Origin of the sequence: Flavobacterium maritimum (genome assembly GCF_040049085.1) — a bacterium.
GTDB lineage: Bacteria > Bacteroidota > Bacteroidia > Flavobacteriales > Flavobacteriaceae > Flavobacterium > Flavobacterium maritimum.
In genome coordinates this window covers 288,034-314,571 of sequence record NZ_JBDLZY010000007.1, presented here as the reverse complement: position 1 = coordinate 314,571, position 26,538 = coordinate 288,034, and the positions used below count along the sequence as shown (strand labels likewise).

The window sequence follows — 26,538 nt, the reverse complement described above, 5'->3', positions numbered from 1 at the left end:
AAATTTTACAATAGTACAGTTCCTAACAAAAAGCCTGCAATTATGGCAACTACGATGGCTACAACTCCAGGAACGTTAAAGCTGTGATTAATAACAAAATTTCCGATTTTAGTACTTCCAGTTCTGTCGAAGTTAATTGCCGCTAAAAGCGTTGGATAACCCGGTAATACAAAATCACTGTTTACGGCAGGGAAGATCGCTATTAAAGCTGATGGAGGAAGGCCCAAAGCAATTCCTAATGGCATCATCGTTTTAGTAGTTGCTGCCTGACTAAACATTAAAACACCCATAACAAATACTGCAATAGCAAATGTCCAAGGATAAGAAGCAACAATATCTCCTAGTGCTTCTTGTATCATAGTATTGTTGTGATTCATAAAAGTGGAACTCATCCAAACCACTCCAAAAACCGAAACTACTGCAGAAGCCATCGAGGTAAACAAACTTGCTTTGGTAACATCAGCAGTACTGGTTTTGGTGATTAACATCATCGCGGCAGAAGCTGTCAGTGTGATAACGCTAATTATTGTTACCATGCTTAAGGAGCCGTCGGCTGCAACCGCAAGGGATGGTTTTCCCGGATGAAAACTTGGAATTAAATTTGGAAATGCACCAGCAATTACTATTAACACAATGGCAAAAGCAAATATTAAAACCGAAGTTTTAGCTCCCGGTTTTAGCGGTTTTATGTGACCTGCTGTGTCTGCTTCCATGCTTTCGGCAAACACAGGATCTTTCATCTTTTCAATAAAAATTGGATCGTCATTAAGTTCTTTTCCTTTTTTGAAAACGGCAAAACACCCAATTATCAAACCAATAATACAGGCAGGAATGCAAATAAGCATGATATCCATCAAGGCTCCCGGATAAGCCAAAATAACAACCATAGCTGCAGTAGCTGCGCTCATTGGGCTTCCGGTCAACGCAAGATGCGACGCTATAACAGAAATACTCAACGGTCTTTCTGGTCGTATTCTTTTTTTAGCGGACACTTCAGCAATAATTGGTAATAAGGAATAGACGATATGAGCCGTTCCTGCAAATAAGCATAAAAAATAAACCGTGAACGGTGCTATAAATGTAATATTGGAGGGATTGCTTCTGATAATTTTTTCCGCCAGACTTACCAGATAATCCAAGCCTCCTGAAGCTTGCAAAGTAGCTGCAGTTGTCACTATCGCCATAATAATCAACATTACATCAAGAGGTGGGTCAGTTGGTTTCATTTTGAATACAAAAAGAAAAATTAATAAACCGACCATCCCCATAACACCCAATCCGATTCCTTTCATTTGTGATCCAATAAGAATCATTGCCAAAAGAACAGCAAATTCTATCCAAAACATATACTGAAATTTAAAGGTTATTTTTCTAGATGACAGAAAAAAGGAAACCGTTACAAATAATGATTTCCTTTTGATTACTAATATTCAATATACAGTCTTTGTAAATCTTCTCTGCTTCTGTCTTTTAAAAGTGCTAACATTAAAAGTATTCTGGCTTTTTGAGGGTTTAGTTCGGCAGACGATACTGTTCCGTAATCTGCGTCAACAACCTCTCCCTTAATTAAAACAGCACCTATTGGTACACGCGAAGCTCTTACAACTGGCACTTTATTGGCGGTTGCTCTTTTGGCGGCTTCCAAGGTTCCGGCATTCATGTTTCCATCACCAACACCCGCAATTACAATTCCTTTTGCTCCTGCTTTGACCATTATATCAATTAAATCAGGTGAGGAATCAGCGCAGGCGTAAACAATATCAACCCTTGGTAATTCTTTTACTCCATCTATTGAGAATTCACTGTTTGTAGTGTGGCGACCGAATGGTTTATGAAAAAACTCCACTTCACCAAAAATACAAGTTCCCAAAAGTCCTTCCAGAGGAGACTGGAATGTTTGAACTGGTGTAGTGATCATTTTTTTAACATCATGAGCAGAATGAATATCGTCATTCATTAAAACCATGACACCATATCCTCTGGCTTTTGGATTGGCAGCAATAGCAACCGCATTATACATATTCAGAGGACCATCGGCACTCAAAGCTGTAGAGGGACGCATGGATCCTGTTAATACTACCGGTTTGTCACTTTTTACTACCAGATTCAGGAAGAATGCAGTCTCTTCTTGGGTATCGGTTCCGTGAGTGATGACAATACCATCCACATCAGTACCTTTTAATAGTTCGTTAATACGGTTTGCCAAATCAAGCCATACTTTCACACTCATATCCTGTGAACCAACATTTGCGATCTGTTCTCCCCTTAAATTGGCTAAAGTTCGAATATTTGGTACTGCATCTATCATGGCCTCAATCTTAACCTGACCAGAAGTGTAAGCCGAACCTGTTGAACTTGTTCCGGCTCCGGCAATAGTACCGCCTGTGGCCAGAATTACAACATTTGGTAATTTTTTTGAATCTGCTTTTTTATCCTGAGCTTGGATTTGTAAACTCAGCACAGATAAAAATAATAGGAAAGCAATTTTTTTCATGATTTCAAAGTTTTAGTTAAAATACTAGTATAGATTTATTTAAAAAAAAACTGATTTGGGAATTCGGTCTAAAATTGTTTGTAAAAAATTAAAATTTAAGAAGTTATGAATTTAGGATGTATTAGATTTTCTAATGAATAAATTTCGTCCCATTTTTCCTGGGTGATTAATTTACGTTCTAAAACGGCAATCTGATGGACGCTTTTATTCGTTTTTAATGCCTCCCCAGCTATGCTTGCACTTTCTTCATAACCCAGAATAGGGTTTAATTGCGTAACTATTCCGATGCTGTTCATAACCAAGTTGTAGCAATGCGTTTCATTAGCCGTAATTCCAACAATACATTTTTCAATTAAAACCTGAATGGCATTTGTCAAATAATCCAATGAAGTAAACATGGCAAAGGCAATGACCGGTTCCATTACATTCAGTTGCAACTGTCCTGCTTCTGCGGCCATGGTAACCGTTAAATCCTGACCAATAACATAAAAACAAGTTTGATTAACAACTTCCGGGATTACAGGATTTACTTTTCCTGGCATAATAGAAGAGCCGGGCTGACGTGCCGGTAAATTAATTTCATTAAATCCGGTTCTTGGTCCTGAGCTTAGTAAACGTAAGTCATTACAGATTTTTGAAATTTTGACAGCTGTTCTTTTCATTGTGCCCATAATTTGGACATAGGCTCCTGTATCTACAGTGGCTTCTATAAGGTCAGGTGCTAATGTCAAAGGAATACCTATTTCTTTGGCTAAATAATTGACACATAATTCCGGATAACCCTCGGGCGCATTTACTTTTGTACCTATAGCGGTTGCACCCATATTAATCTCCAGTAATAAACTTTGGGCATCTTTTAGGCGGTTAATGTCTTCACCTATTGTTGTTGCATATGAATGAAATTCTTGTCCCAAAGTCATGGGTACCGCATCTTGTAGTTGGGTTCTTCCCATTTTCAATACTCTGTTGAATTCCTTTCCTTTTGCTGCGAAAGCGATTTCTAAATCTCCTAAGGTTTTTATAAAACTGTCCATTTTTAGATAAAGTGCTATTCTGAAAGCGGATGGATAAGCATCATTGGTAGATTGGGAACAGTTTACATGATTATTGGGATGCAGAAAATTATATTCTCCTTTTTTATGGCCTAAGTATTCTAAACCAATATTGGCAATTACTTCGTTGGCATTCATATTTACCGATGTGCCAGCTCCTCCTTGAATTAAATCACTAACAAATTCCTGATTAAATTTACCGGCGATAACCTGGTCACTGCCGTAACAAATGGCTTCTGAAATTTTGGCGTCTAATGCTCCGCAATCTCTATTGGCCATAGCGGCTCCTTTTTTTACATACCCTAAAGCTTTAATAAATAAAGGTTCTTTTGAAATTGGAATTCCAGTAATATTAAAGTTTTCAACTGCTCTGAAAGTTTGGATTCCATAATATAAATGATTAGGAATGTCTAATTCTCCTAAAAAATCGTGTTCTCTTCTTGTTTTTTCCATGATAAATGAGTTGAATGAGTTATGTGTTTTTAAGTTGATTTTCAAAAAAATATAAATAGTATTATTTTTTTTAGGCTAATGGTAATTAGGTCATCATGCCAACTAAAACGGGTCCCCAAGAAGTTAATAATATATTGCCTAAAGCATATGGGATAGTATAGCCAAGAACTGGAAATTTACTTTCTGAAGCATCTTGGATCGCTTTTAGTCCTATAGTAGAAGTTCCGGCACCTGTTTGTGCCCCCAGTAATATTATGGGATTCATTTTTAATACATATCGTCCAAATAATAATCCAATAATATGAGGCACGATAGATACTGCCAGTCCGGCTAATATTATACTTAGTCCAGTTTCCTTTAAGCCGGAAATAAAGCTTGGGCCGGCTGCCAAACCTACAAGGCCTATGAAAGTGGCTAAGCCTACATTGTCAAAAATCCATAAGGCCGGTTCAGGAATTCTTCCAAAAAGGGGTGTTTTTGAATGGATCCAACCAAAAATTAAACCCATGATTAGTGCACCTCCGCTAGTGGTTAACGTAATTGAAATTCCGAAAACTGTAACCGCCAGTAGTCCAAATAATCCTCCTAAAAAGATACCTAAACCAACAAATATTATATCTGTATCTACATTGAGACGATCTAAATATCCTAGTTCTTTTGCGGCAGGTTCTAAATGAATCATTTTGCCTGAAACCTTTAATATATCACCTCGGTGAAGAACTGTCTTTGGATCAAAAGGGATTTCGTGGTATTCTCTGCTTAGTTTGTCAATCATTAATCCGCGACCATGCTGTAACATTATTTCTCCTATTGTTTTGCCGATTATTTTTTTATTTGTAATGACAATATTCATTTGTGCCAATGGGAAGGACAATAATTGTTCATCTAATACTTCAGGACCAATTGTAGAAACATTCTTCAGAATATTTCCGTGTTGTGCCATAATTACGACGATGTCGTCTTCGTGAATGATAAGATCAGGAGTTGGGTCTAATAATTTTCCTCTATGTCGAATTCTTTGAATTGAAATTCGGAGATCTGGTTTGATGTTTTCTAATTCTGAAATGGTCAACCCAATCCATTTTTCATTGGTGACTTTATAAGCTCTTATGATCCATCTTTGATAGGCTGAATCTATTCCGGGTTCATTCTCGATTTGACCGGTCATGGTTCCGATCAATTTTTTACTTTCTTCCACTAAATTAATCCTCAGTAATTTGGGTGCAATTGTAGTTAGGAAAAATACAAATGAAGTGGCTCCTATAAGGTAGGTCACAGCATACGCCACAGGTATTTTATTGATTAATCGTAGTTTTTCTGCTTCGGGTATAGAAAGTTGATTAATGGCTTCTGATGCAGTACCTATAAGTGTTGATTCTGAAAAGGCGCCGGCTAATAGGCCTGCAGCAGTTCCTACATCATAACCAACAATTTTAGAAATGGTATAGGCTATCAGTAAACAGGAAACGCAGATTACTACTGTTAGCATTAATTGCGGCAAGGCATTTTTTTTGAGTCCCTGAAAAAATTGCGGACCTACTTTATATCCTGTGGCAAAGAGGAAAAAATCAAAAAATATTGTTTTTACAATAGAGGGAACCGGGATGTCTAACTGACCAATAAGTACACCTGCAAACAAAGTGCCCAGGACTACTCCAAATTTAAAAGAGCCGATTTTTATATGTCCTAAAGCAAATCCTAAAGCTAAAGTTAAGAATACTGCTAATTCAGGATGTTCACGTAAAACGTTTGTTATGCTTGCTATCATTTTTATAAATTTAAAATCAATTGTAATTGTATTTAAAATCTTAAACTGAATGCTAACTATCTGTAGGTGAGTTGAATATTTTAGGTGTCAGATAAAAGAAATATCTGATAAATCATGCTTTTTTAATTTGGGCACATTAAAATTAACACTTTTTTCTTATATGTTTGACAGAAATGAAATAAAAAATATTTATTTTTTAAAAAAATATTTGTAGTTTTTTTACTACTTTAGTGTTGGATGGATAAACCATCTACTAACAATAGGTTTAACAATGATGAAAGAAGATTTTCTCCATTATCTCTGGAGATTTAAAAAATTTGACACTTTGAATCTAAGAACGTCAAATGGGGAAGAAATTTTAATTGGTAATGTTGGTCAATATCTGCAAATGGCGGGGCCTGATTTTTTTAATGCGCAAATTAAAATTGGAAATCAAAAATGGGCCGGGAATGTTGAAATTCATCTCAAATCTTCTGATTGGTATGCTCATCATCATGAAAGAGATGCCGCCTATGAAAACGTAATCCTGCACGTTGTTTGGGAACACGACACTGAAATTTTCAGAAGTAATAATACGGAGATCCCGGTTTTAGAACTCAAACAGTATGTTGACAAGGAAATTATAATCAATTATCAGTCATTGGTCTCGCAGAAATCATGGATTTTTTGTGAAAAGGAGTTGGTTAATATTACCAGTTTTACTTTGATTAATTGGCAGGAAAGACTTTTTTTTGAACGATTGGAGCGAAAATCACAGTCCATTTATTATCTGTTGGAAGAAACACATCAGGATTGGGAGGCTGTTCTGTTTTGTCTTTTGGCGAAGAACTTCGGGTTAAATACCAATGGTGATGTTTTTTTTAAAATCGCGCAATCCATACCTTTTTCTATTATTCGTAAAGAAAGTTTTGAAGTTGAAAATCTCGAAGGACTTATTTTTGGTAATGCGGGTTTGTTAGACTTAGAAAAAGAAGATAATTATTTCAAAGATTTAAAGTTCCGGTATTTCTATTTGCTTCACAAGTATCAGTTGGAAAAGACCATTATTGAACCTCTTCAGTTCTTTAAACATCGTCCGGATAATTTTCCAACAATTCGTCTTTCACAATTGGCAAATTTGTATCATAGTCAGCAGAATTTGTTTTCGAAAATAATAGCGCTAAATTCTGTCAAAAGCATATATGAATTATTTCAGGTTTCGGCAGCGCCTTATTGGTTAACCCATTATCAGTTTGATAAAGAGAGTCCAAAGAAAAAGAAAACATTGTCCCAGTCATTTATTGATTTAATAATCATTAATACGATTATACCTTTGCAATTTGCTTATGCCAAAAGCCAAGGTAAGGAAATGGAAGAAGATTTAATAAGTATTTTAAATGAGGTGGGCGCAGAGAAAAATTCAATAATAGAAAAGTTTAATTCTTTTGGAATACAATCGGAAAACGCTTTTGAAACGCAGTCTTTATTACAGCTTAAAAATGAATATTGTGATCGGAGTAAATGTTTGGATTGTGCTATTGGAGTGGAACTGTTGAAAAAAAGTTGATGGAGTTATTTCTGAATTTGCTTAAAGAGGAATGCTTTTATGTTGTAAATTTGCATTTCAAAGAAATAAACAAAAAAATGTCAGCTATTTTAAAACTTAAATTCTTTTTTGAAAAACATGGTTTTCATGTGTCTTCTCGTTTGGCCGATAAATTAGGTATGCGGGTAACCAGTGTGCGTTTGTTTTTTATTTACATTTCTTTTGTTACGGCAGGATTGTGGTTTGGTGTATATCTGACATTAGCTTTTTGGATTCGTCTGAAAGATTTAATTCGTGCCAAACGGACTTCGGTTTTTGATTTGTAGATTATTTTTTTTATAAAAAAAAAGGACTATGAAGTATTTGAATACTTTATAGTCCTTTTTTTAATTTATGTGTGAAAACTATTTTTCCGGATTGTTCAGTTTACTGTTTTTCTTTCCGTATAAAAAATAAATGGCAATCCCTAATCCCATCCATACTACTAGCCTTAACCAGCTTTCGTTAGGTAAAGAGTACATTAGAGCCAAACAGATTAAAATACCTGCAATTGGTACAAATGGTACTAAAGGTGTACGGAAAGATCTTGGTGCGTCTGGCATTCTTTTACGCATTACCAAAACTCCAATACAAACTAAAACGAATGCTAATAAAGTTCCAATACTTACCATATGTCCTAAGTCACTTACTGGAACAAAACCAGCAAATAAACTTACGAAAACCAAGAAGAAAATGTTTGTTTTCCAAGGAGTGCGGAATTTAGCGTGAATTTCGCTGAAGAATGAAGGAAGTAATCCATCTTTACTCATCGTATAGAAAACACGACTTTGCCCCATTAACATTACTAGCATTACTGAAGTATAACCAGCTAAAATAGCTACGATTAGACCAGTTTGAAGAAAAGTATATCCTGTTTTTGCAAATGCTGTCGCTGCTGGTTTTGCATCGCCTGCAAATTCGTAATAAGGTACAAGCCCTGTCATAACGTGTGCAAATAATACATACAGAATGGTGCAGATTATTAAAGATCCTAAAATACCTATAGGCATTCCTTTTTGTGGGTTTTTGGCTTCCTGTGCTGCTGTTGAAACGGCATCAAAACCAATAAAGGCAAAGAACACGGTTCCTGCTCCGGCAGCTATACCTGACCATCCAAATTCTCCAAAAACACCTGTGTTTTCTGGGATATATGGAGTGTAATTTGAAGTATCAATAAAACTCCAGCCTAGAACAATAAATATAATAACGACAGCTACTTTTAGAATAACCAAAAAGTTGTTTATGGAGGCAGATTCCTTTGTTCCTCTTATCAAAAGTAAGGATAACATAGAAACGATAAATATGGCCGGAAGGTTTATAATTCCTCCTTCTATAACAGTACCGTCACTGAGTTTTAAAGTCTCCCAAGGCGAACAGATATAGTCATGGGGCAGATGTATTCCGTATTTATTGAGTAATTCAAGTAGATAACGAGACCAACTTACGCCGACCGTTGCGGCACCTAATGCGTATTCAAGAACTAAATCCCAACCAATAATCCATGCCATAAATTCTCCCATAGTTGCATAGGAATAGGTGTATGCACTTCCTGCAACAGGAATCATAGATGCAAATTCGGCATAACAAAGACCTGCAAATGCGCATCCCACTGCGGCTAAAATAAACGATAGGGTAACGGCCGGTCCTGCATGTTCAGCAGCAGCGATACCTGTTAATGAAAATAATCCAGCTCCTATGATCGCTCCAACTCCAAGAGCTACAAGTGATCGAGAAGACAGTGTTCTTTTTAATCCTTTTTCAGATTCGTCTGCTTCGTTTAGTAATACCGAAAGAGGTTTAGTTTTCCAAATTGACATATATTGTTAGTTAATTGTTATTAAGCTCCAAATGTATTGTTTTTTGTAAAAAATAAAAACAATAATTATGTTTTAAGTTATAAAAAAATTTTCACCGTTAGTTTTAAGGGGTGTTTGTCTTAAGAGTGCCTATTCCGGTTTGAATATGCTCCCTTGGGACTTCGGTATTTGTTTTTTTAAAATAGTTTGAATGTCTAGTATTATTAATTAATAATTAAATTTGTAGTAAATTATTTATAATTTTAATTTAATAAAAGAATCAACTCAAATATAATATTTCAATTTCTAAAATGATATTTAAAAAATGAAAGGCTATTTTAATTTTTCAAGAGAGCAAAGGAAGGGTGTTTTTATACTTTTTATCATTATTATCGTCTTGCAACTGATTTATTTTTTTGTTGATTTTAGTTGTATTCCAAAAGAATACCCGGAAAAACAGAAGTGGCTGTCGTTACAATCTGAAATTGACGCGATGAAAGGTGGTATGCAAAAGTATTCACCAAAAATATATCCTTTCAATCCTAACTTTATAACTGATTACAAAGGATATAAATTAGGGATGTCTGTTCAGGAAATTGACAGATTGCTGGCTTTTAGAAAACAAAATAAATATGTGAACTCTCCGGAGGAGTTTCAAAAGGTGACAAAGGTTTCAGATTCTTTATTGAGGGTTATCGCTCCTTATTTTAAATTTCCGGAATGGGTAAATGATAGAAAGAGGACCAAAGGATTCAAGAAATATGATAATATGGCTTTCGCCAAAAAAGAAAAAATAGTGCCAATCGACATCAATCAGGCGACTCAGGAGGATTTAATCAAGATCTATGGAATAGGCGCAGGTATTTCGGCTCGGATTTTAAAACATAAAGAAAGTTTAGGAGGATTTGTGTCGATGGAGCAAATGAATGATGTTTGGGGACTTTCGCCTGAAGTAATCGTGGAATTGAATATTCATTTTAAGGTTTCGAAGCTTCCCGACTTTAAGAAAATTGATGTAAATAACGCGTCTTTAAAGGAACTTTCTCAATTTCCGTATTTTAAATACCCGCTGGCTAAGCAAATAATAACGTTTCGAAGTATGAATGGGGATATTAAGAATATTGAGGATTTAATAAAAATTAAGGGTTTTCCTGTTGATAAAGCAAAAATAATTGACTTATATTTGGACTTTAAATAAAACAGGACACAATGAACTTCGATTATAATGAAACGCAATCAATGATTGCACAATCCATACGCGATTTTGCGGAACAGAATATCAGGCCTCATATTATGGAATGGGATGAGGCGCAAATATTTCCCATTCCTTTGTTTAAAAAATTAGGTGAAATGGGATTTATGGGGGTTTTAGTTCCACATGAATTAGGAGGTTCTGGATTAGGATATCATGAATATATTACCATTATTGAAGAGATATCTAAAGTTGATCCATCAATAGGATTGTCTGTTGCGGCACATAATTCTTTGTGTACGAATCATATTTTAACTTTTGGTAATGAAGAACAAAAGAAAAAATGGATTCCGAAGCTAGCCACGGCAGAGCATATTGGTGCTTGGGGATTGACAGAGCATGGTACAGGATCTGATGCGGGAGGAATGAATACGACGGCGGTTAAGGATGGTGATTTTTGGGTTGTTAATGGATCTAAAAATTTTATAACGCATGCAATTTCAGGAGATATTGCTGTTGTTATTGTTCGTACCGGTGAAAAAGGAGATTCGAAAGGAATGACCGCATTTGTGTTTGAAAAAGGAATGCCGGGATTCAGTTCCGGGAAAAAAGAAAACAAACTCGGAATGCGTGCCAGTGAAACGGCAGAATTGATATTTGATAATTGCAGGATTCCTGATGCAAACCGTTTGGGTGAAGTTGGACAAGGTTTTATTCAGGCGATGAAAATTTTAGATGGTGGAAGAATATCTATAGGCGCTTTGTCTCTGGGTATTGCTAAGGGAGCTTATGAAGCAGCATTGAAATATTCGAAAGAAAGACATCAGTTTGGTAAGCCAATATCTGAATTTCAAGGAATAGCTTTTAAATTGGCGGACATGGCAACCGAAATTGAAGCTTCGGAATTGTTATTGCACAAGGCGGCTTTTCTGAAAGAAAAACACAGACCTGTTACTACTATGGGTGCTATGGCAAAAATGTATGCTTCGGAGGTTTGTGTAAAAGTTGCTAATGAAGCGGTACAGATTCATGGCGGTTATGGTTATACTAAAGATTATCCTGTAGAGAAATTTTATAGAGATTCTAAATTATGTACCATTGGTGAAGGGACTACCGAAATTCAAAAATTGGTGATTTCCAGAAATATATTGAAAGACTAATTTCAAAATAAAATAAGAGGACAGAAAGAGTCAATAGGCAAGAAATTGTAGATTGACTCTTTTTTTGCGTGAAGGATGGAAGAGAAAAGCCCGGAATGCAATGAGGACTTGTAACGGACAGCCTGACGGCGGATGATGACACGTTTCGGTACGCATAAAATCCGTTTCCGCCGGCACGCCCAAAAATAAATCAGGATTAATGGCTTGTAATTCAAAATAAAGATATACTTTTGCGCACTTAAAGAAAGGGGGTGTCTATATTATGTTAATTATACCAATTAAAGACGGAGAAAATATCGATAGAGCGTTAAAACGTTACAAAAGAAAATTTGACAAAACTGGAACTGTTCGTCAATTAAGAGCGCGTACTGCTTTTATTAAACCATCAGTTACAAATAGAATCAAAATTCAAAAAGCGGCTTATATCCAGAATATGAAAGATAGCTTAGAGAGTTAGTCTATATCTAGTAAAATAAATTACCGTTAGTCATTAAAAGTTTTATAACTTTGATGCTAACGGTTTTTTTATGTCTACAAATAAAAATGCATTTCGGGATTATCTTCAGTTCGAGAAAAAATATTCTCCCCATACCGTGAATGCTTACTTGAATGATGTGGAATCCTTTGAGGGGTTTAATGCAATACATTTTGATCAGGAAAATATTGAACAGGCTAATTATAGTCAGATTAGAAGTTGGATTGTTTTTCTTGTGGACAGTGAGGTGTCGAATGTGTCTGTTAATCGAAAGATGGCTTCATTGAAGGCATTTTATAAATTTCTATTGAAGACTAAACAAATAGAGATGAGTCCTATGCTGAAGCATAAGGCGTTGAAAATTCCAAAAAAAATACAAATTCCATTTTCAGAGAAAGAGGTTGTGGATGTTTTGAGTCTGATGCAAAATCCTGTTGGTTTTGAAGAGGTAAGAAATAAACTTATAATTGATCTGTTCTATACTACGGGAATGCGAAGAACAGAGTTGATTCATCTTAAAAAAAGCAATGTTGATGTATCGAACAATCTTATAAAGGTCCTTGGTAAAAGAAATAAAGAGAGGATTATTCCGGTTTTGCCAATAATTACAACACAGTTTTCGTTGTATATAAAGGAGAGGGTGGAGCTGGATGTTATTGTGGATGAGGATTATTTTTTTCTAACTAAAAAAGGGTTAAAATTGAATGATTCGTTTGTTTATCGATTAATAAATTCATACTTTAGTACTGTCTCCGAAAAGGTAAAAAAGAGTCCTCATATATTAAGACATACATTTGCGACTCACTTATTAAATAACGGAGCCGATTTAAATTCAGTTAAAGAATTATTAGGGCATTCCAGTTTGGCATCGACACAAGTGTATACGCACAGTAGTTTATCAGAGCTAAAAAAAGTTTATAAAGATGCGCATCCGAGAAACCAAAAGTAGTTCGAGAATGTTTAACCATTAAAAAAAAGATTATGAAGGTAAGTGTTCATGCAGTTAACTTTACTGTTGACAGAAAGCTAGTTGATTTCGTTCAAGAAAGAATGGATAAGTTGGAAAAGTATTATGACAGGATAGTATCCGCTGATGTTTTTTTGAAAGTTGAAAAGACGAGTGACAAAGAAAATAAGTTTGTCGAGATAAAAATCAATGTGCCTGGGGATGATTTCTTAGTTAAGAAACAGTGTAAGATTTTTGAAGAAGCGGTTGAACTTTGTGCAGAATCGCTGGAACGATTGCTGGTAAAAAGGAAAGAAAAAATAAGTTCTCATATTTAATATAAATTTTTTTGAAAAAATGTTTTGTTTGAGAGATAAAATCTCTACATTTGCAGTCCGTTAGAAATAGCGGACTTTTTTTATTGATAATGCCGGTGTAGCTCAGTTGGCTAGAGCAGCTGATTTGTAATCAGCAGGTCGTGGGTTCGAGTCCCTCTATCGGCTCTTTTTTTTTTGAAATATTGATAATAATGGTTTAGGGGAGATACTCAAGCGGCCAACGAGGGCAGACTGTAAATCTGCTGTGTGAACTTCGCAGGTTCGAATCCTGCTCTCCCCACTAAATTTGCGATTTCGGATATTGGATTTGAAATAAAATTTGAAATATCGTTTTTTAAACATCGTAAATCTAAAATAGATTGCCGGTGTAGCTCAGGGGTAGAGTGCTTCCTTGGTAAGGAAGAGGTCTCGGGTTCAATTCCCGACATTGGCTCAAAACAGAATATTTGAACACTAATAAATATATAACTAAGATTAAAAATTAAGTAAAATGGCAAAAGAAACTTTTAATCGTTCCAAACCGCACTTAAATATAGGTACAATTGGACACGTAGATCACGGAAAAACTACTTTAACTGCAGCAATAACGAAAGTATTATCTGATGCTGGTTACTGTCAAGCAAAATCATTTGATCAAATTGATAATGCTCCTGAGGAAAAAGAAAGAGGTATTACAATTAATACATCTCACGTAGAATATGAAACAGCTAACCGTCACTACGCTCACGTTGACTGTCCAGGTCACGCGGATTACGTAAAAAACATGGTTACTGGTGCTGCTCAAATGGATGGTGCTATCCTTGTTGTAGCTGCAACTGACGGACCAATGCCACAAACTCGTGAGCATATCCTTTTAGGTCGTCAAGTAGGTATTCCTAGAATGGTAGTATTCATGAATAAAGTGGATATGGTTGATGATGCTGAGTTGTTAGAGTTAGTTGAAATGGAAATTAGAGACTTATTGTCTTTCTATGAGTACGATGGAGACAACTGTCCAGTTATTCAAGGGTCTGCTTTAGGTGGATTGAATAATGATCCAGCTTGGGTACCAAAAATTCTTGAATTGATGGAAGCTGTTGATAGCTGGATTGAAGAGCCAGTTCGTGACGTTGCTAAGCCATTCTTGATGCCGGTTGAAGATGTATTTACAATTACAGGTCGTGGAACTGTTGCTACAGGTCGTATCGAAACTGGAGTTGCTAATACTGGAGATCCTGTTGAGATCATTGGTATGGGAGCTGAAAAATTGACTTCTACTATTACTGGAGTTGAGATGTTCCGTAAAATCCTTGATAGAGGTGAAGCTGGAGATAACGTAGGTTTGTTGTTGAGAGGTATTGATAAAGCTGATATCAAAAGAGGTATGGTTATTATTAAGCCAGGTTCAGTAAAACCACACGCTACTTTCAAAGCTGAGGTTTATATCTTGAAAAAAGAAGAAGGTGGACGTCATACTCCATTCCATAATAACTACCGTCCACAGTTCTACGTACGTACAACTGACGTAACAGGAGTTATTACTTTACCAGAAGGAGTAGAGATGGTAATGCCAGGAGATAACTTAACTATTAATGTTGCTTTGTTGAGCCCAATCGCTATGAACGTAGGTTTACGTTTTGCTATCCGTGAAGGTGGTAGAACAGTTGGTGCTGGTCAAGTTACTGAAATCGTAGAGTAATTCTATAAATAAATTATAAGCCAGTCAACAAATCTAGGTTTGTTGCTGGCTTTAACAAACGGGCGTAGTTCAAGGGTAGAATAGCGGTCTCCAAAACCGTTGATGGGGGTTCGAATCCCTCCGCCCGTGCAAAAAAAATATATCATAATGACAAAAGTTGTTAATTACATTTCGGAAGCATTTGAAGAGTTGAAATCAAATGTAACTTGGCCAGCTTGGGCTGAAGTACAACGTCTAACAATTGTTGTTGCTGTTTTTTCAGTAGTATTCGCTTTGGCAACTTGGGGAGTAGATGAGGTTTTTGCAAAAGCATTAGCTGGATTTTTTAACTGGATAAAAGCTTAATTTTTGTGATGACAGATAATAATGTAAAGAAGTGGTATGTCGTTCGAGCAGTAAGTGGACAAGAAAATAAAGTAAAAGCTTACATCGAAACTGAGATCGCAAGATTGGGCATGAGTGATTATGTTTCTCAGGTTTTAGTTCCTACTGAAAAAGTGGTTACTGTAAAAGAAGGGAAAAAAATATCTAAGGATAAAGTTTATTTTCCTGGATATGTAATGATCGAAGCAAATCTTGTTGGTGAAATTCCTCATATTATTAAGTCAATAACAAGTGTGATTGGTTTTCTTGGAGAAACTAAAAATGGAGAACCTGTTCCATTAAGAGTTTCTGAAGTGAACAGAATGTTAGGTAAAGTAGATGAGTTAGCTGTTAATACAGATACTCGTGCTATACCATTCAACTTAGGTGAAACGGTTAAGGTTATTGATGGGCCTTTTAATGGTTTCAATGGTACAGTTGAAAAAATAAATGAAGAAAAGCGTAAACTGGAAGTAATGGTGAAAATTTTCGGAAGAAAAACACCGTTAGAGTTGAGTTTTATGCAAGTTGAAAAAGTATAATTTTTTGTTACATCTATAATATCCACCGCAATCGCTTCCTATGATTGTGGTGTTAAATTTTTTAAAAAATGGCTAAAGAAATTAGTAAGGTAGTTAAACTACAAGTTAAGGGAGGTGCTGCGAATCCGTCGCCACCGGTTGGACCTGCTTTAGGAGCTGCTGGGGTAAACATCATGGAGTTTTGTAAGCAATTTAATGCTAGAACTCAAGATAAACCTGGCAAAATATGCCCAGTACAAATTACTGTGTATAAAGACAAATCATTTGATTTTGTTGTAAAGACTCCTCCAGCAGCAGTTCAGTTAATGGAAGCTGCAAAGCTAAAATCTGGTTCTGGTGAGCCTAATCGTAAAAAAGTAGCTAGTGTTACTTGGGAACAAATTAGAGCAATTGCTGAAGACAAAATGCCTGACTTAAATGCATTCACTATGGAGTCTGCAATGAGTATGGTTGCTGGAACAGCTAGATCTATGGGTATAACTGTATCAGGAGAAGCTCCTTTTTAATTAAGAGAAAGACATGGCAAAATTGACAAAAAAGCAAAAAGAGGCTGCTTCAAAAATTGAAAAGAACAAATTATATACTTTAAAAGATGCTGCTGCATTAATTAAAGTTATTGCTTCTGCAAAATTTGATGAGTCTGTTGATATCGCAGTTCGTTTGGGTGTTGATCCAAGAAAAGCGAATCAAATGGTTAGAGGTGTAGTAACATTACCTCATGGAACTGGTAAAGACGTTAAAGTATTAGCATTGGTTACTCCAGATAAAGAAGCGGAAGCTAAAGAAGCTGGTGCAGACTATGTAGGTCTTGACGATTATTTACAAAAAATTAAAGACGGTTGGACAGATGTTGATGTAATCATCACTATGCCTGCTGTTATGGGTAAATTAGGTCCATTAGGTCGTATTTTAGGACCTAGAGGTTTAATGCCAAACCCTAAAACAGGTACTGTAACTATGGATGTTGCAAAAGCTGTTCAAGAAGTTAAAGCTGGTAAAATCGATTTCAAAGTTGATAAAACTGGTATCGTACATGCAGGAATTGGTAAAGTTTCTTTTGGAGCTGAGCAAATTTATGACAATGCACACGAAATTATTCAAACATTAATCAAACTTAAACCAACTGCTGCTAAAGGTACCTACATTAAAGGTATACACCTTACAAGCACAATGAGTCCAGCTATTGCATTGGATCCTAAAGCAGTATAATTGGTAGTTAATAATTTTTAGTATGACTAGAGAAGAAAAATCAATCGCGATTGAAGATTTAACTGCACAGTTAGCTGGTACAAATATTATTTATGTATCTGATATTTCTGGACTAAATGCAGAAACAACTTCAAGTTTAAGAAGAGCTTGCTTTAAAGCAGGTATAAAATTAGAGGTTGTAAAAAACACTTTGCTTGCAAAAGCAATGGAAGCTTCTGATAATGATTATGGTGATTTACCTTCTGTATTGACAGGTAATAGCGCTATATTTATTTCAGATGTTGCAAATGCACCTGGAAAAATAATTAAAGATTTCAGAAAAAAATCAACAAAACCTGTATTAAAAGGAGCTTATATTAATTCTGAAATTTACATTGGAGATGATCAATTAGATGCCTTGGCAACTATTAAATCTAAAGAAGAGCTTATCGGCGAAATCATTGGATTGCTTCAATCACCAGCACAAAGAGTTATTTCTGCACTTCAAAATCAATTCGCAAGCGAAGAAGCAGAAGCATAATAAAAACGAAGTTATTCTAAGTTTTTATTTAAAAAACGCGCACAATAAATAAATTATATTTTACAAATCATTTTAAAACGATAGAAAAAATGGCAGATTTGAAACAATTCGCAGAACAATTAGTTAATTTAACAGTAAAAGAAGTTAACGAATTAGCTACAATATTAAAAGACGAGTATGGTATCGAACCAGCTGCTGCAGCTGTAGTAGTTGCTGCTGGTGGTGGTGAAGGTGCTGCTGAAGAAGCTCAAACAGAATTTACAGTTGTATTGAAAGAAGCTGGTGCTTCTAAATTAGCAGTTGTAAAATTAGTTAAAGAACTTACAGGTTTAGGTTTGAAAGAAGCTAAAGATGTAGTTGATAGCGCACCAAGTAATGTAAAAGAAGGTGTTTCTAAAGAAGAAGCTGAAGGGCTTAAAAAATCTTTAGAAGAAGCTGGAGCTGTTGTTGAGCTTAAATAGTTAAACTCGGTTTTGAGAACTAGGTTTAGGTCTTGGATAAGTATCCAAAGACCTAAACCCTTTTTCGTATAATAAATTTATACGTTTATTTTATTTTTTTTTAATCAAAATTTTGTCCATTGATGATAACAAATCAGACTGAAAGATTGAATTTTGCCTCTACAAAAAACATTCCTGACTATCCGGATTTTCTAGATGTTCAGGTTAAATCTTTTAAAGATTTTTTTCAATTAGAAACTAAATCTGATGAAAGAGGCAACGAAGGGTTATACAACACCTTCATGGAAAACTTTCCAATTACAGATACAAGAAATAACTTTGTATTGGAATTCCTAGATTATTTTGTAGATCCACCACGTTATACAATTCAAGAATGTATAGAAAGAGGTCTAACGTATAGTGTGCCTTTAAAAGCAAGGTTAAAACTATATTGTACAGATCCAGAGCACGAAGATTTTGAAACTATTGTTCAGGATGTTTATCTTGGTACAATTCCTTATATGACGCCGAGTGGTACTTTTGTTATCAATGGTGCTGAACGTGTTGTTGTTTCGCAACTACACCGATCTCCAGGTGTTTTCTTTGGACAATCATTCCATGCAAATGGAACCAAATTATATTCTGCCAGAGTAATTCCTTTTAAAGGTTCTTGGATAGAATTTTCTACAGATATTAATAGCGTTATGTACGCGTATATCGATAGAAAGAAAAAATTACCTGTTACTACTCTTTTTAGAGCTATTGGTTTTGAAAGAGATAAAGATATCCTTGAAATTTTTGACCTTGCTGAGGAAATTAAAGTTTCTAAAACAGGACTTAAAAAATATATCGGTAGAAAATTAGCTGCGCGTGTATTGAATACATGGCATGAAGATTTCGTAGATGAAGATACTGGTGAAGTAGTTTCTATCGAACGTAACGAAATTATCCTTGATAGAGATACCATTATCGACAAAGATAATGTGGAAGAAATCATTGATTCAAACGTTAAATCTATTTTGTTGCATAAAGAAGATGCTAATCAAGGTGATTATGCAATTATTCATAATACATTACAAAAAGATCCAACAAACTCTGAAAAAGAAGCTGTTGAGCATATCTACAGACAATTGCGTAACGCAGAACCGCCTGATGAAGAAACTGCTCGTGGTATTATAGATAAATTGTTCTTCTCTGACCAACGTTATAACTTAGGTGAAGTAGGTCGTTATAGAATGAACAAAAAACTTGGTTTGGATATCCCGATGGAAAAGCAAGTGCTTACTAAGGAAGATATCATTACCATTGTAAAATATTTGATTGAATTAATCAACTCTAAAGCTGAGATTGATGATATTGATCACTTATCAAACCGTCGTGTTAGAACAGTTGGTGAACAATTGTCTCAACAATTCGGTGTTGGTTTAGCGCGTATGGCGAGAACCATTAGAGAAAGAATGAACGTTAGAGATAACGAGGTGTTTACACCGATTGATTTGATTAATGCTAAAACATTATCATCTGTTATCAACTCTTTCTTTGGAACAAACCAGTTATCTCAATTTATGGACCAAACAAATCCATTGGCTGAGATTACGCACAAAAGAAGATTATCTGCACTAGGACCAGGTGGACTTTCAAGAGAGAGAGCCGGTTTCGAGGTACGTGACGTTCACTATACGCATTACGGTCGTTTATGTCCGATTGAAACTCCTGAGGGACCAAACATTGGTTTGATTTCTTCTCTTGGTGTTTATGCTAAAGTAAACGGAATGGGTTTCATCGAAACACCTTACCGTAAAGTAACTAATGGAGCTGTAGATTTAGAGTCTACTCCAATTTACTTAAGTGCTGAAGAAGAAGAAGGAATGATGATTGCGCAAGCAAACATCGAGATGGATGCAACAGGAAAAATTACTGCAGATAACGTAATTGCTCGTCAAGAAGGTGATTTCCCAGTAATTGAACCAATTAATGTTGATTATACAGACGTTGCTCCAAATCAAATTGCTTCTATTTCTGCTTCTTTGATTCCGTTCTTGGAACATGATGATGCGAATAGAGCCTTGATGGGATCTAACATGATGCGTCAGGCTGTACCATTAATTCGTCCGGAAGCGCCTATTGTTGGAACTGGATTGGAGCGTCAAGTTGCTTCTGATTCTAGAGTTTTAATTAACGCTGAAGGAGACGGAACAGTAGAATATGTAGATGCTAATATCATCACTATCAAATACGATCGTTCTGAAGAAGAAAGAATGGTGAGTTTTGAGCCTGATGAAAAAACATACAATCTAATTAAATTTAGAAAAACCAATCAAGGAACAAGTATCAACTTGAAGCCTATCGTAAGAAAAGGTGACAGAGTATCTCTTGGTCAAGTATTGTCTGAAGGATATGCAACTCAAAATGGAGAATTAGCTTTAGGTAGAAACCTAAAAGTTGCGTTCATGCCATGGAAAGGATACAACTTCGAGGATGCGATTGTAATTTCTGAAAAAGTAGTTCGTGACGATATTTTTACCTCTATCCACGTAGATGATTATTCATTGGAAGTTAGAGATACTAAATTAGGTAACGAAGAATTAACGAATGATATTCCAAACGTTTCTGAAGAAGCTACTAAAGATTTAGATGAAAATGGTATGATCAGAATTGGAGCTGAAGTTAAACCTGGCGACATTCTTATCGGAAAAATTACACCAAAAGGAGAATCAGACCCTACTCCGGAAGAGAAATTGCTTCGTGCAATCTTCGGGGATAAAGCAGGTGATGTAAAAGATGCTTCATTAAAAGCGTCTCCATCTTTGCACGGTGTTGTTTTAGACAAAAAATTATTTGCAAGAGCAGTAAAAGATAAACGTAAACGTACTCAGGATAAAGATGCTTTAGGAGCACTTGAAATGGAGTTTGAAGTTAAATTTGTTGAATTAAAAGACAAATTGGTTGAAAAACTTTTCTTGATCGTAAACGGAAAAACCTCTCAAGGTGTAATGAATGATTTGGGTGAAGAAGTTTTACCAAAAGGTAAAAAATATACTCAAAAAATGCTTTACGCTGTTGAAGATTTCGCTCACTTAAGTAAAGGTCAATGGGTTGCAGATGATGTAACCAATAAAATGGTTAATGATTTAATTCATAACTATAAAATTAAATTGAACGACTTACAAGGTGCGCTACGTAGAGAGAAATTTACTATTACAGTAGGAGATGAATTGCCAGCTGGAATTTTGAAATTAGCTAAAGTGTATATCGCTAAAAAACGTAAGCTGAAAGTTGGGGATAAAATGGCAGGACGTCACGGTAACAAAGGTATCGTTGCTCGTATCGTTCGTCATGAAGATATGCCTTTCCTTGAAGACGGAACACCTGTTGATATCGTGTTGAATCCACTTGGGGTACCATCACGTATGAACATTGGTCAAATTTATGAGACTGTTTTAGGTTGGGCTGGTCAAAACTTGGGTAGAAAATTTGCTACACCAATTTTCGACGGTGCATCTTTAGATCAGATCAATGCATTGACTGATGAGGCTGGAGTACCACGTTTTGGACATACACATCTTTATGATGGAGGAACGGGAGAACGTTTCCATCAAGCAGCAACTGTGGGTGTTATCTATATGTTGAAATTAGGACACATGGTTGATGATAAGATGCACGCACGTTCAATCGGACCATACTCGTTGATTACACAACAACCACTTGGAGGTAAAGCTCAATTTGGAGGTCAACGTTTTGGAGAGATGGAGGTTTGGGCACTTGAAGCTTATGGAGCATCAAGTACTCTTAGAGAAATCTTGACTGTGAAATCTGATGATGTTATTGGTAGAGCTAAAACTTACGAAGCAATCGTTAAGGGAGAATCTATGCCGGAACCAGGATTGCCTGAATCATTCAATGTATTAATGCATGAATTGAAAGGTCTTGGATTAGACATTAGATTAGAAGAATAATATTAAAGTTTAGTTTTCAGTTTTCGGATAGCAATATCTGAAAACTGATTACTCATTTATAAGAGTTTTTAGGATTTATACCCGTAACCCGTTCCGATTTTTTATGTAAACTCAAGAGGGTTTTATAAATAGCACTTCAAAATTTTATTTGAAGTTTAGAGAAGTAATCCGAGGTATTAGCTTAATGATCTATCTTTTTTTGAGCGATTAGCTTAGTAGTTCAAGGTAAATCATAAATCTAAAATCAATTTTTTAATTGCAAATAAATCAATAGTAAAAACTATGATGAATAATAGAAATAATAAAGATAAAAACCCGGTAAAAAGGTTTAACAAAATTTCGATAGGACTAGCTTCTCCTGAATCTATCTTGAAAGAATCAAGAGGTGAAGTATTAAAGCCAGAGACTATCAACTACAGAACGCATAAACCAGAGCGTGATGGTCTTTTCTGCGAAAGAATTTTCGGTCCTGTAAAAGATTTTGAATGTGCTTGTGGTAAATATAAAAGAATTCGCTATAAAGGGATCATTTGTGACCGTTGTGGTGTTGAAGTTACGGAGAAAAAAGTACGTAGAGACAGAGTAGGACACATCAACCTTGTTGTGCCAATTGCTCATATCTGGTATTTCCGTTCACTTCCAAATAAAATTGGTTACATCCTTGGACTTCCATCTAAGAAATTAGATATGATTATTTACTACGAAAGATATGTAGTAATCCAAGCAGGTATCGCCAAAAATGCAGATGGTGAATCAATCCAAAGATTGGACTTTTTGACTGAAGAAGAATATTTAAATATCTTAGATACCCTTCCTGCAGACAATCAGTATCTTGATGATTTTGATCCTAATAAATTTGTTGCCAAAATGGGAGCAGAGTGTATTATGGATTTATTGGCAAGAATTGATCTTGATTCTTTGTCATACCAATTAAGACACAGTGCTAATAATGAAACGTCTAAACAACGTAAAACTGAAGCGTTAAAAAGATTACAAGTAGTTGAATCTTTCCGTGAGTCTAACTTGAACCGTGAGAACCGTCCAGAATGGATGATTATGAAAGTGGTGCCTGTTATACCACCAGAATTGCGTCCGCTTGTGCCACTTGATGGAGGTCGTTTTGCAACTTCAGATTTGAATGACTTATACCGTCGTGTAATTATACGTAACAACCGTTTGAAAAGATTAATGGAGATTAAAGCTCCTGAAGTAATCTTGAGAAACGAGAAACGTATGTTGCAAGAGTCTGTAGATTCACTTTTCGATAATACTCGTAAAGCATCTGCAGTAAAAACGGAATCAAACAGACCATTAAAATCATTATCTGATTCCTTAAAAGGTAAACAAGGACGTTTCCGTCAAAATTTACTTGGAAAACGTGTGGATTATTCTGCTCGTTCGGTAATTGTTGTTGGACCTGAATTGAAATTGTTCGAATGTGGTATCCCGAAAGATATGGCATCTGAATTATACAAACCTTTCGTTATCCGTAAATTGATTGAAAGAGGTATTGTAAAAACTGTAAAATCAGCTAAAAAAATAATAGACAAAAAAGAGCCTGTAGTTTGGGATATTCTTGAGAATGTAATCAAGGGTCACCCAATATTACTAAACCGTGCTCCTACTTTGCACAGATTAGGTATTCAAGCATTCCAACCAAAATTAATTGAAGGAAAAGCAATCCAATTGCACCCTTTAGTTTGTACTGCATTTAATGCGGATTTTGATGGGGATCAAATGGCGGTTCACTTACCGTTGGGACCAGAAGCTATTTTGGAAGCGCAATTGTTAATGTTGGCTTCTCATAATATCTTGAATCCTGCTAATGGTGCTCCGATTACTGTACCTTCTCAGGACATGGTACTTGGTCTATATTATATGACCAAAGAGCGTTTGTCTACTCCAGAATTGAAAATTTTAGGTGAAGGCTTAACTTTCTATTCTGCAGAAGAAGTAAACATTGCATTGAATGAAGGCCGATTAGAATTAAATGCTTCTGTGAAAATCAGAGCAAAAGATTTTAATGAAGCTGGAGAATTGGTTTACCAAATCATTAAAACTACGGCAGGTCGTGTATTGTTTAATGAGGTAGTACCAGAAGCTGCAGGTTATATCAATGATGTATTGACTAAGAAAAACCTTAGAGATATTATCGGTCACGTATTAAGCGTTACTGATGTTCCTACTACGGCAGGTTTCTTGGATAACATGAAAGATATGGGATACAAATTTGCCTTCAAAGGAGGTTTGTCATTCTCATTGGGAGATATCAAAATTCCAGAAAGAAAAGGAGAATTAATTGCAGATGCCAGAGCGCAAGTGGAAGGTATTTCAGCTAATTATAATATGGGTCTTATTACCAATAACGAACGTTACAACCAAGTTATTGACGTATGGACTTCAACCAATGCTCAATTAACAGAATTGGCAATGAAAAACATTAGAGAAGACCAACAAGGTTTCAACTCTGTGTATATGATGCTTGATTCTGGAGCGAGGGGTTCCAAAGAACAAATTCGTCAGTTAACCGGTATGCGTGGTTTGATGGCTAAGCCTAAAAAATCGAATGCTGGTGGTGGTGAAATTATTGAAAACCCGATTCTTTCGAACTTTAAAGAAGGTCTTTCTATCCTTGAGTACTTTATCTCTACTCACGGTGCTCGTAAAGGTCTTGCGGATACGGCTCTTAAAACAGCGGATGCTGGATACTTGACAAGAAGGTTACATGACGTTTCTCAAGATGTTATTGTTAACATCGAGGATTGTGGTACATTAAGAGGTGTTGAAGTTTCTGCTTTGAAGAAAAACGAAGAAATCGTTGAATCATTAGGAGAAAGAATCTTAGGACGTGTTGCATTGCAAGATGTAATTAATCCTTTGAATAATGAAGTGTTAGTTGCATCAGGACAACAAATCACTGAAGCAATAATGAAAACTATTGAAGCTTCTCCAGTGGAGAAAGTTGAAGTACGTTCTCCATTAACATGTGAGGCTTTAAAAGGAATTTGTGCTAAATGTTACGGTAGAAACTTAGCTACCGGAAAAATGACGCAAAGAGGTGAAGCAGTTGGTGTTATTGCTGCACAGTCTATTGGTGAGCCAGGTACACAGTTGACATTGCGTACATTCCACGTCGGTGGGGTTGCGGGTGGTATCTCTGAAGAATCAAGCATCATTACAAGATTTAATGGTAAACTTGAAATCGAAGATTTAAAAACTGTTAAAGGTGAAGACAATGAAGGAAATGCAGTTGATATTGTTGTGTCTCGTTCTACTGAATTAAAATTAATTGACGAAAAAACAGGTATTTTATTAAGTACCAATAATATTCCTTACGGATCAAGTATTTTTGTAAAAGACGGTCAGTCTGTTGTAAAAGGAGATGTAATCTGTAAATGGGATCCATATAATGGAGTTATTGTTTCAGAATTTACGGGTAAAATTGCTTACGAAGATTTAGAGCAAGGTCAATCATTCATGGTTGAAATTGATGAGCAAACCGGATTCCAGGAAAAAGTAATTTCAGAAGCCAGAAACAAAAAATTAATTCCTACTTTATTGGTTTACGGTAAAGAGGGTGAATTAATCCGTTCTTATAACTTACCGGTTGGAGCCCACTTGATGGTTGAAAACGGGGAGAAAATTAAAGCAGGTAAAGTATTGGTGAAAATCCCACGTCGTTCTTCTAAATCAGGAGATATTACAGGAGGTTTACCAAGAATTACAGAGTTGTTAGAGGCTCGTAATCCTTCAAACCCAGCAGTAGTTTCAGAGATTGACGGTGTTGTTTCTTTTGGAAAAATCAAAAGAGGAAACAGAGAGATTGTTATTGAATCTAAATTTGGTGAAGTTAAAAAGTACCTAGTGAAACTTTCAAGTCAAATCCTTGTTCAGGAAAATGACTTCGTAAGAGCGGGTGTTCCATTGTCTGACGGAGCAATTACTCCTGATGATATCTTGAGAATTCAAGGTCCAGCTGCTGTACAACAGTATTTGGTTAATGAAATTCAAGAGGTTTACCGTTTGCAAGGGGTAAAAATTAACGACAAACACTTTGAGGTAGTAATACGTCAAATGATGCGTAAAGTAAGAGTGCAAGATCCAGGGGATACATTATTCCTTGAAGATCAATTAATCCATACTAAAGATTTTATCGTTCAAAATGATAATTTATATGGTATGAAAGTAGTTGAGGATGCTGGTGATTCGGCTAATTTAAAACCGGGTCAAATTATTACACCTCGTCAATTACGTGATGAAAACTCTTTATTAAAACGTACTGATAAAAATCTTGTTGTAGCCCGTGATGTAATCACAGCAACTGCAACACCAGTTTTACAAGGTATTACAAGAGCATCTCTTCAAACGAAATCATTCATCTCAGCGGCTTCTTTCCAAGAAACTACTAAAGTATTAAACGAAGCTGCAGTTGCAGGTAAAGTAGATTACTTAGAAGGATTGAAAGAAAATGTAATTGTAGGTCACAGAATCCCTGCCGGTACCGGTATGAGAGAATATGATCATACAATTGTAGGTTCTAAAGAAGATTACAATGAAATGATGGCTAATAAAGAAGAGTATATTTACTAAGA

At 35.7% G+C, this 26,538-nt stretch carries 21 protein-coding genes and 4 tRNA genes; 20 read left to right on the top strand and 5 right to left on the bottom strand.

The features are described 5' to 3' along the window. Positions 1-5 precede the first annotated feature (5 nt). The 4 genes from ABEB23_RS16480 to aspT form a co-directional block, all read right to left on the bottom strand. Complete coding sequence (locus ABEB23_RS16480; RefSeq protein WP_348813752.1) at positions 6-1,346, bottom strand: anaerobic C4-dicarboxylate transporter family protein; 1,341 nt, start codon at positions 1,344-1,346, stop codon at positions 6-8. Positions 1,347-1,423: 77 nt separating this feature from the next. Then, positions 1,424-2,494, bottom strand: coding sequence for a type II asparaginase (locus ABEB23_RS16475; protein ID WP_348813751.1), 1,071 nt, complete (start codon positions 2,492-2,494; stop codon positions 1,424-1,426). A gap of 95 nt (positions 2,495-2,589) precedes the next feature. Beyond that, positions 2,590-3,999: an aspartate ammonia-lyase gene (gene aspA, locus ABEB23_RS16470; RefSeq protein ID WP_348813750.1), complete on the bottom strand. Its 1,410-nt coding sequence runs from the start codon at positions 3,997-3,999 to the stop codon at positions 2,590-2,592. An 85-nt stretch (positions 4,000-4,084) separates the two neighbouring features. Next, entirely contained in the window at positions 4,085-5,767 is a 1,683-nt protein-coding gene (gene aspT / locus ABEB23_RS16465; RefSeq protein ID WP_348813749.1) for an aspartate-alanine antiporter, read from the bottom strand. A gap of 274 nt (positions 5,768-6,041) precedes the next feature. Between aspT and ABEB23_RS16460 the strand changes: the two genes are divergently transcribed. Together ABEB23_RS16460 and ABEB23_RS16455 are read left to right on the top strand one after the other, a co-directional pair. After that, entirely contained in the window at positions 6,042-7,313 is a 1,272-nt protein-coding gene (locus ABEB23_RS16460; RefSeq protein ID WP_348813763.1) for a DUF2851 family protein, read from the top strand. Between the two features lie 77 nt (positions 7,314-7,390). After that, complete coding sequence (locus ABEB23_RS16455; RefSeq protein ID WP_348813748.1) at positions 7,391-7,618, top strand: PspC domain-containing protein; 228 nt, start codon at positions 7,391-7,393, stop codon at positions 7,616-7,618. Positions 7,619-7,696: 78 nt separating this feature from the next. On the opposite strand, the gene ABEB23_RS16450 is transcribed toward ABEB23_RS16455, so the two are convergent. Next, positions 7,697-9,148 (bottom strand): amino acid permease, encoded by a 1,452-nt coding sequence (locus ABEB23_RS16450; RefSeq protein ID WP_348813747.1) that lies wholly within the window; start codon positions 9,146-9,148, stop codon positions 7,697-7,699. A 304-nt stretch (positions 9,149-9,452) separates the two neighbouring features. Here ABEB23_RS16450 and ABEB23_RS16445 point away from each other — a divergent pair, with 304 nt between their 5' ends. The 18 genes from ABEB23_RS16445 to rpoC all read left to right on the top strand — a co-directional run bounded on the left by ABEB23_RS16445 (position 9,453) and on the right by rpoC (position 26,536). Continuing rightward, positions 9,453-10,325 carry a ComEA family DNA-binding protein gene (locus tag ABEB23_RS16445; protein WP_348813746.1) on the top strand — a complete coding sequence of 291 codons (873 nt, stop codon included), beginning with the start codon at positions 9,453-9,455 and terminating at the stop codon, positions 10,323-10,325. 11 nt (positions 10,326-10,336) lie between these two features. Further along, positions 10,337-11,479 carry an acyl-CoA dehydrogenase family protein gene (locus ABEB23_RS16440; RefSeq protein ID WP_348813745.1) on the top strand — a complete coding sequence of 381 codons (1,143 nt, stop codon included), beginning with the start codon at positions 10,337-10,339 and terminating at the stop codon, positions 11,477-11,479. A gap of 262 nt (positions 11,480-11,741) precedes the next feature. Then, a complete protein-coding gene (gene rpsU / locus ABEB23_RS16435) occupies positions 11,742-11,936 on the top strand; it encodes a 30S ribosomal protein S21 (RefSeq protein WP_236362862.1) in 195 nt (64 codons plus the stop codon). Between the two features lie 70 nt (positions 11,937-12,006). Continuing rightward, on the top strand, positions 12,007-12,903 hold the full coding sequence (locus ABEB23_RS16430) for a tyrosine-type recombinase/integrase (RefSeq protein WP_348813744.1): 897 nt from the start codon (positions 12,007-12,009) through the stop codon (positions 12,901-12,903). A gap of 32 nt (positions 12,904-12,935) precedes the next feature. Beyond that, the gene (hpf, locus tag ABEB23_RS16425) at positions 12,936-13,238 is read left to right on the top strand and encodes a ribosome hibernation-promoting factor, HPF/YfiA family (protein ID WP_348813742.1); all 303 of its coding nucleotides are present in this window, start codon (positions 12,936-12,938) and stop codon (positions 13,236-13,238) included. A 91-nt stretch (positions 13,239-13,329) separates the two neighbouring features. Continuing rightward, positions 13,330-13,403 (top strand) — tRNA-Thr (locus tag ABEB23_RS16420). A gap of 34 nt (positions 13,404-13,437) precedes the next feature. Then, positions 13,438-13,518: transfer RNA gene (locus ABEB23_RS16415), tRNA-Tyr, on the top strand. Between the two features lie 81 nt (positions 13,519-13,599). After that, positions 13,600-13,671 (top strand) — tRNA-Thr (locus ABEB23_RS16410). A gap of 57 nt (positions 13,672-13,728) precedes the next feature. Further along, positions 13,729-14,916: an elongation factor Tu gene (gene tuf, locus ABEB23_RS16405; protein ID WP_348813741.1), complete on the top strand. Its 1,188-nt coding sequence runs from the start codon at positions 13,729-13,731 to the stop codon at positions 14,914-14,916. A 58-nt stretch (positions 14,917-14,974) separates the two neighbouring features. Continuing rightward, positions 14,975-15,045, top strand: a tRNA-Trp gene (locus ABEB23_RS16400). 18 nt (positions 15,046-15,063) lie between these two features. Further along, a complete protein-coding gene (gene secE / locus ABEB23_RS16395; protein WP_348813740.1) occupies positions 15,064-15,261 on the top strand; it encodes a preprotein translocase subunit SecE in 198 nt (65 codons plus the stop codon). Between the two features lie 8 nt (positions 15,262-15,269). Then, a complete protein-coding gene (gene nusG / locus ABEB23_RS16390) occupies positions 15,270-15,821 on the top strand; it encodes a transcription termination/antitermination protein NusG (RefSeq protein ID WP_121336710.1) in 552 nt (183 codons plus the stop codon). A 68-nt stretch (positions 15,822-15,889) separates the two neighbouring features. Continuing rightward, positions 15,890-16,327: a 50S ribosomal protein L11 gene (gene rplK, locus ABEB23_RS16385; RefSeq protein ID WP_269685521.1), complete on the top strand. Its 438-nt coding sequence runs from the start codon at positions 15,890-15,892 to the stop codon at positions 16,325-16,327. Positions 16,328-16,340: 13 nt separating this feature from the next. After that, complete coding sequence (gene rplA / locus ABEB23_RS16380) at positions 16,341-17,030, top strand: 50S ribosomal protein L1 (protein ID WP_089053851.1); 690 nt, start codon at positions 16,341-16,343, stop codon at positions 17,028-17,030. A 22-nt stretch (positions 17,031-17,052) separates the two neighbouring features. Beyond that, positions 17,053-17,550 carry a 50S ribosomal protein L10 gene (gene rplJ, locus ABEB23_RS16375; RefSeq protein ID WP_348813739.1) on the top strand — a complete coding sequence of 166 codons (498 nt, stop codon included), beginning with the start codon at positions 17,053-17,055 and terminating at the stop codon, positions 17,548-17,550. Between the two features lie 89 nt (positions 17,551-17,639). Further along, positions 17,640-18,011 (top strand): 50S ribosomal protein L7/L12, encoded by a 372-nt coding sequence (gene rplL, locus ABEB23_RS16370; protein WP_159682329.1) that lies wholly within the window; start codon positions 17,640-17,642, stop codon positions 18,009-18,011. 122 nt (positions 18,012-18,133) lie between these two features. Beyond that, the gene (gene rpoB / locus ABEB23_RS16365) at positions 18,134-21,946 is read left to right on the top strand and encodes a DNA-directed RNA polymerase subunit beta (protein WP_348813737.1); all 3,813 of its coding nucleotides are present in this window, start codon (positions 18,134-18,136) and stop codon (positions 21,944-21,946) included. 282 nt (positions 21,947-22,228) lie between these two features. Then, a complete protein-coding gene (rpoC, locus tag ABEB23_RS16360; protein WP_348813736.1) occupies positions 22,229-26,536 on the top strand; it encodes a DNA-directed RNA polymerase subunit beta' in 4,308 nt (1,435 codons plus the stop codon). The last annotated feature ends 2 nt before the right edge of the window (positions 26,537-26,538 follow it).

Coding starts and splice junctions, on each gene's coding strand:
- rplA (WP_089053851.1), top strand. CDS start 16,341: ATGGCAAAATTGACAAAAAAGCAAAAAGAGGCTGCTTCAAAAATTGAA.
- secE (WP_348813740.1), top strand. CDS start 15,064: ATGACAAAAGTTGTTAATTACATTTCGGAAGCATTTGAAGAGTTGAAA.
- ABEB23_RS16475 (WP_348813751.1), bottom strand. CDS start 2,494: ATGAAAAAAATTGCTTTCCTATTATTTTTATCTGTGCTGAGTTTACAA.
- ABEB23_RS16450 (WP_348813747.1), bottom strand. CDS start 9,148: ATGTCAATTTGGAAAACTAAACCTCTTTCGGTATTACTAAACGAAGCA.
- aspA (WP_348813750.1), bottom strand. CDS start 3,999: ATGGAAAAAACAAGAAGAGAACACGATTTTTTAGGAGAATTAGACATT.
- nusG (WP_121336710.1), top strand. CDS start 15,270: ATGACAGATAATAATGTAAAGAAGTGGTATGTCGTTCGAGCAGTAAGT.
- rplL (WP_159682329.1), top strand. CDS start 17,640: ATGGCAGATTTGAAACAATTCGCAGAACAATTAGTTAATTTAACAGTA.
- aspT (WP_348813749.1), bottom strand. CDS start 5,767: ATGATAGCAAGCATAACAAACGTTTTACGTGAACATCCTGAATTAGCA.
- tuf (WP_348813741.1), top strand. CDS start 13,729: ATGGCAAAAGAAACTTTTAATCGTTCCAAACCGCACTTAAATATAGGT.
- rplK (WP_269685521.1), top strand. CDS start 15,890: ATGGCTAAAGAAATTAGTAAGGTAGTTAAACTACAAGTTAAGGGAGGT.
- rplJ (WP_348813739.1), top strand. CDS start 17,053: ATGACTAGAGAAGAAAAATCAATCGCGATTGAAGATTTAACTGCACAG.
- ABEB23_RS16430 (WP_348813744.1), top strand. CDS start 12,007: ATGTCTACAAATAAAAATGCATTTCGGGATTATCTTCAGTTCGAGAAA.
- rpsU (WP_236362862.1), top strand. CDS start 11,742: ATGTTAATTATACCAATTAAAGACGGAGAAAATATCGATAGAGCGTTA.
- ABEB23_RS16455 (WP_348813748.1), top strand. CDS start 7,391: ATGTCAGCTATTTTAAAACTTAAATTCTTTTTTGAAAAACATGGTTTT.
- ABEB23_RS16480 (WP_348813752.1), bottom strand. CDS start 1,346: ATGTTTTGGATAGAATTTGCTGTTCTTTTGGCAATGATTCTTATTGGA.
- ABEB23_RS16445 (WP_348813746.1), top strand. CDS start 9,453: ATGAAAGGCTATTTTAATTTTTCAAGAGAGCAAAGGAAGGGTGTTTTT.
- ABEB23_RS16440 (WP_348813745.1), top strand. CDS start 10,337: ATGAACTTCGATTATAATGAAACGCAATCAATGATTGCACAATCCATA.
- hpf (WP_348813742.1), top strand. CDS start 12,936: ATGAAGGTAAGTGTTCATGCAGTTAACTTTACTGTTGACAGAAAGCTA.
- rpoC (WP_348813736.1), top strand. CDS start 22,229: ATGATGAATAATAGAAATAATAAAGATAAAAACCCGGTAAAAAGGTTT.
- rpoB (WP_348813737.1), top strand. CDS start 18,134: ATGATAACAAATCAGACTGAAAGATTGAATTTTGCCTCTACAAAAAAC.
- ABEB23_RS16460 (WP_348813763.1), top strand. CDS start 6,042: ATGAAAGAAGATTTTCTCCATTATCTCTGGAGATTTAAAAAATTTGAC.